This window comes from Phenylobacterium sp. (genome assembly GCF_044236515.1).
GTDB lineage: Bacteria > Pseudomonadota > Alphaproteobacteria > Caulobacterales > Caulobacteraceae > Phenylobacterium.
Window position 1 is genome coordinate 1 of sequence record NZ_JBIIGK010000177.1, and the last position, 5,319, is coordinate 5,319.

Consider the following 5,319-nt stretch of genomic DNA (forward strand, 5'->3'; position numbering starts at 1 on the left):
CCATGTTCCGCGCGGACCAGATGGCCGGGCGGTCGCGGGCGCAAGCTCGAGGAAAGTCCGGGCTCCACGACGACATGGCGGCGGGTAACGCCCGCCGGGGGCGACCCCAGGGATAGCGCCACAGAAAGCAAACCGCCGCTCCTTGGAGCGGTAAGGGTGAAAGGGTGGGGTAAGAGCCCACCGCGGACCTGGCGACAGGGACGGCATGGCAAGCCCCGCCAGGAGCAAGACCGAATAGGGACCGCGCGTCTCTCGCAAGAGGGGCAGGGCCGTCGTTGGCCCGAGCAGGTCCGGGTAGGTCGCGAGAACCGTCCCGCAAGGGCCGGTCCAGAGGAATGGCCGCCGCGTCTCCCCTCAGGGAGGCGGCACAGAACCCGGCTTATAGGCCGTCTGGTCCCTTCGCTTTCCCCATCAAGCCGCCGCCGGCTCCGTCCGGCGCGCGCAGTTCTGTGTACGTTCTGTGGATAAGTATTGGCCGTTAACCATGACTAGGCGGCAAGGGGCGGATTCTGCCCTCTTGAGTCATCTAGAGTCATTGTGTCCCAATTGATCCCATGTTAACCCAATCACCATTCGCTAACCACGTCGCGTGGGCTGGCGACGGGCCGGGAATTTCCGGGGCAGGGGTTGGCGGTGTTCCTCTCGAGCTTCGAGAAGCAGCTGGACGCGAAGCGGCGCATCGTCGTGCCGCAGGAGTTCCGTGCGCTCGCGGCCGGGCCGTTCGACGGCATCGTCTGTTTCCCCTCCATTGAGGCCGACTGCATCGAGGCGGGCGGCAAGGCGCTCTATGACCGCTACCTCGGCTTGATCGAGGAGCTGGAGTTCGGCGATCCGCTGCGCACCGCCCTGGAGACCTCGGTGCTCGGCGGCATGGCCCGGCTGTCGTTCGACACCGCTGGCCGGATCACCCTGCCGGAAAGCCTCTGTGAGATGTTCGGCCTGACCGACTGGGTCGCGGTGGTGGGATTGGGAGACAGGTTCCAGATCTGGCCGCGCGAGGCGTTCCAGGCGCACCGCGCCGCCCAGCGTGAGGCGGCGCGAGAAGGTCTCGCCCAGATGCGCGCCCAGCAGCGCGCGGCCAAGCTCGAAGTGAGGCGGCAGGGGGCGGCGTCGTGAGCGAAGCGCCGCACGTCCCGGTCCTGATCGAAGAAGTGTTGGCCGGCCTCGCCTGCGGCGCAGGGGACATGGTGGTGGACGGCACTTTCGGAGCCGGCGGCTACACCCGGGCGATCCTGGCGACCGGCGCGCGCGTCGTCGCCTTCGACCGCGACCCGAGCGCCCGGCGGTTCGCCGACGGCCTGCCGCAGGACCGGTTCCGGCTGGTCGACGCGCGGTTTTCAGAGATGGCGGCGGAACTGGGCGAGGCGTCGGTGGACGGCGTGGCGCTCGACCTTGGCGTCTCGTCGATGCAGCTCGACGAGGCTGAGCGCGGCTTTTCCTTCATGCGCGACGGGCCGCTGGACATGCGGATGGGCGCGGAGGGTCCGACCGCCGCCGATCTCGTCAACACCGCCGAGCCGGCCGAGCTGGCGCGGGTGCTGTTCGTCTATGGCGAGGAACGGCAGAGCCGCCGGATCGCCGCCGCCATCGCCCGTCGCCGGGCCGAGCAGCCGTTCACGCGCACCCTGGAGCTGGCCGAGTTCATCGAGCACGCCCTGGGCGGGCGGCGCGGCGCAAAGGTGCATCCGGCGACGCGCTCGTTCCAGGGGCTGCGCATCGCCGTGAACGAGGAGCTTTCCGAGCTGGAAAAGGGCCTGGCGGCCGCCGAGCGGGTGCTGAAACCCGGCGGGCGTCTCTGCGTCGTCACGTTCCATTCGCTGGAAGACAGAATCGTCAAAAACTTCCTGTCGGCGCGAGCGGGTAGAACGCCGTCGGGATCGCGCCATGCGCCGCCGGTGCAAACCGGCCCGGCGCCCAGTTTCCGGCTCCAGTTCAACGGCGCGCAGGCGCCGTCGGACGCGGAGGTGGCGGCCAACCCCCGATCGCGTTCGGCGAAGTTGAGGGCGGCCGTGCGCACCGAGGCGCCGGTCTGGAAGGGGGCGGCATGAGCCTGCTCGATCGCAGGGTCCGGGGTTTCCGGCTGATCGACCTGGTGGCCCTAGGGCTGCTGGTGATGCTGATCCTGGGCGTCTACCTGGCCAAGACGATGGCCGGCCGGGAGCGCGCGGAGATCGCCAGCATCGAGCGCAACATCGCCGCCGAGAAGGCCCGCATCCGGCTGCTGCAGGCTGAGGTCAGCCATCTGGAGCGGCCGGCGCGGGTGGAGCGGCTGTCGAGCGCCTACCTCGGCCTCGGCCCGCTGTCGGCCAAGCGCGAGGCGAGCGCCGAGGACCTGCCGGCCGTGGCCCGCAATCCGGCGCCGCCGGTCCTGCCGAAGCCGGCGCCGGCCGCCGCTGTGACGCCCGTCGCGGTTCCCGTGGCGACCCCGGCGAGCGGCGCCGGCCCCCAGGAGGCGCCGCAATGAGCCTCGGAAGTTCGAGCTTCGGCGCCTCGCCGATCGCCCGCTGGGTCTCGCGCTGGATGTGGGGCCTGGAGCACGCCTTCGAGCGGGCCCGCGCCTCGGGCAAGGCCGAGGACGACACCCGCATCCGCATCTTCGTGGTGCTGGCGATCTTTTCCGCCGCCTTCATCACCCTGGCGGTCGGGGCCACCCGGGCGGCGTTGTTTTCGGGCCTGGGCGGGCACGGCGACCTGGCGCCGGTCACCGGCGCGGCGCGGGCCGACCTCGTCGACCGCAACGGCCAGATGCTGGCCGCCGACCTGCTGCACTACGGGCTCTATATCGACCCGCGAGAGATCTGGGAGACGGCCGAGACCCGCGCCGCGCTGCGCAAGGCCCTGCCGCAGATCGACGCCGCGCGCCTGGAGCGGGCGCTGCGCGGCTCGCGCCGGGTGTTCGTCGCCGGCGGCCTGACGCCCGAGGAGCGGGCCCGCGTCCACCGTTTGGGCCTGCCGGGCGTCAGCTTCGATCCGGAAGAGCGGCGGGTCTATCCGTTGGGCACGACGGCGGCGCACCTGATCGGGTTCGCCGACACCGGCGGCGAGGGCCTGACCGGCGCGGAAGCCGCGCTGAACGAGGACATCCGCAAGGCGGCGGCGTCGAAGACGGCGGTGCCGCTGTCCATCGACCTGCGCGTGCAGGCGGCGCTGGAGGACGAGCTCTACAAGGCGGCGGCGGAGTTCCAGCCGCGCGGCGCGGTAGGCATTGTCACCAACGTCCACACCGGCGAGATCCTGGGGATGGCCAGCTATCCCACCTACGATCCGAACCAGCCGGGGCGGGCGAGCGACGACGCCAAGCTGAACCGGGCGGCGGCGTCGGTGTTCGAGATGGGCTCGACGTTCAAGGCGTTCACGGTGGCGATCGGCCTCGACGCCGGGGTGGCGACGCCGAGCTCCATGTTCGACGCGCGGTTCCCGTACAAGCTCGGCTACCGGACGATCCACGACTACCACGCGGCCAAGGCCGTGCTGTCGCTGGTCGAGGTGTTCCAGCATTCCTCCAACATCGGCACCGCCAAGCTCGCGGTCAGCGTCGGGCCGCAGCGGCTGAGCCGCTATTTCGCCGGGCTGGGCCTGACCGAGACCGCTCCCGTCGAGCTGATCGAAAGCGCCAAGCCGCTGACGCCGAAGGTGTGGAACGAGGACGCCGTGGCCTCGACCTCGTTCGGCCACGGAATGAACGTCAGCCCGCTGGCCCTGGCCCGGGCGATGAACGTGTTGCTGAACGGCGGCGTGCTGCGGCCGCTGACCATCCGCAAGGTGGAGCCCGGCAAGCAGGTCCCCGGCAAGCGGGTGATGAGCGAGCGCACCTCGGCCCAGATGCTGCAGATCATGCGCGCCAATGTCGCCAGCCCGGTCGGATCCGGCGGCAAGGCCGATCAGCCGGGCCTGTCGGTCGGCGGCAAGACCGGCACCGGCGAGAAGTACGATCCGGCGATCCGGGGCTATAGTCGAAGCAAGCAAGTCTCGTCGTTCGCCGCCGTCTTCCCGACCGACGGGGCCGTGGAGGACGACCGCTATTTCGTGCTGATCCTGATGGACGAGCCGAAGCCCAGCGCCAACACCTATGGCTACTCCACCGGCGGGTGGGTGGCGGCGCCGGCGGCCGGCCGGACGATCGGGCGGATCGCGCCGTTCCTGGGCGTCAGCCGCAAGGCCGACGCGGTGGCGCTGGCCCCCACGGCGGCGGGCAAGCCGGTGATCGTGGGAGAGGGGCTGTGAGCCGGCCGCTGTCCGAGCTGGTGCGGCGCGACCTGACCGCAAGGGAAGGATGGGGCGACCCGCCGATCGCCGGCGTGACCTCGGACAGCCGCAAGGCGCGGCCGGGTTATCTGTTCGCCGCCCTGCCGGGGCGCGCCGCCGACGGCGCGGCGTTCGCCGAAAAGGCGGTGGCGGCCGGGGCGGCGGCGGTGATCGCCGAGCGCGACCTCGGGCTTTCCGTGCCGACGATCGTCACGCCGGATCCTCGCCGGGCCTACGCCCTCGCGGCGGCCAACTTCTGGGGCGCCCAGCCGGAGATCTCGGTCGCGGTGACCGGCACCAACGGCAAGACCTCGGTGGCCAATTTCTGCCGCCAGGTGTTCGCCCGCGCCGGCCGCACCTCGGCCAGCATGGGCACATTGGGGGTGACGGTCAGCCGGCCGGACGGATCGCACGCGCAGGTGACGCCGCCGGGCCTGACGACGCCGGACGCCGGCGATGTCGCCGAGCTGCTGGCGAAGATCACGGGCATGGGGGTCACGCACTTCGCCATGGAGGCCTCGTCCCACGGCGTCGACCAGCGGCGGCTGGACGGGGTGAGGTTGAAGGCGGCCGGGTTCCTGAACCTGACGCAGGACCACCTCGACTATCACGGCGACATGGACGCCTACCTGGCGGCCAAGCTGCGGCTGTTCGAGGACCTGCTGCCGCGCGGCGGGACGGCGGTGCTGAACGCCGACAGCGACGCCTTTCCGGTGTTCGCAGCGGCCGCGACGGCGGCGGGACAGACGATCTTCTCGGTGGGCGAGGCGGGGCAGGGTCTGCGGCTGGCGCAGCGCAGCCTGCTGCCGGAGGGCCAGCTGCTGACGCTGCGGGCGGAGGGGCGGGCCTTTGACGTGCGGCTGCCGCTGGCCGGCGGGTTCCAGGCCTCGAACGCGCTGGTCGCGGCGGGGCTGTGCCTGGCGGCCGGACTGACACTGGAGGAGACGCTGGCCGGGCTGGAGGCGCTGGAAGGCGCGCCGGGGCGGCTGCAGCGGGTGGGCGCGGGGCCGCGCGGCGGCGAGGCCTATGTCGACTACGCCCATACGCCGGACGGGCTGGAGACGGTGCTGAAGG

The 5,319-nt window shown here is 71.6% G+C and carries 5 protein-coding genes and 1 other RNA gene; all 6 read left to right on the top strand.

Translation table 11 applies throughout. From position 1 onward, the window contains the following. Positions 1 to 16 precede the first annotated feature (16 nt). Positions 17 to 398: RNase P RNA component class A (gene rnpB / locus ACILRF_RS14105), an RNA gene on the top strand. Between the two features lie 235 nt (positions 399 to 633). Next, positions 634 to 1,116 (top strand): division/cell wall cluster transcriptional repressor MraZ, encoded by a 483-nt coding sequence (locus ACILRF_RS14110; protein ID WP_395673964.1) that lies wholly within the window; start codon positions 634 to 636, stop codon positions 1,114 to 1,116. Further along, the gene (rsmH, locus tag ACILRF_RS14115; protein WP_395673965.1) at positions 1,113 to 2,048 is read left to right on the top strand and encodes a 16S rRNA (cytosine(1402)-N(4))-methyltransferase RsmH; all 936 of its coding nucleotides are present in this window, start codon (positions 1,113 to 1,115) and stop codon (positions 2,046 to 2,048) included. Before ACILRF_RS14110 ends, rsmH begins: the two co-directional genes overlap by 4 nt. Next, a complete protein-coding gene (locus ACILRF_RS14120) occupies positions 2,045 to 2,464 on the top strand; it encodes a cell division protein (protein ID WP_395673967.1) in 420 nt (139 codons plus the stop codon). Before rsmH ends, ACILRF_RS14120 begins: the two co-directional genes overlap by 4 nt. Then, positions 2,461 to 4,224 (top strand): peptidoglycan D,D-transpeptidase FtsI family protein, encoded by a 1,764-nt coding sequence (locus tag ACILRF_RS14125; RefSeq protein ID WP_395673969.1) that lies wholly within the window; start codon positions 2,461 to 2,463, stop codon positions 4,222 to 4,224. Before ACILRF_RS14120 ends, ACILRF_RS14125 begins: the two co-directional genes overlap by 4 nt. Then, positions 4,221 to 5,319, top strand: a 1,099-nt coding sequence (locus ACILRF_RS14130; protein ID WP_395673971.1) for a Mur ligase family protein, incomplete at its 3' end; no start/stop codon positions are given. The genes ACILRF_RS14125 and ACILRF_RS14130, both read left to right, overlap by 4 nt.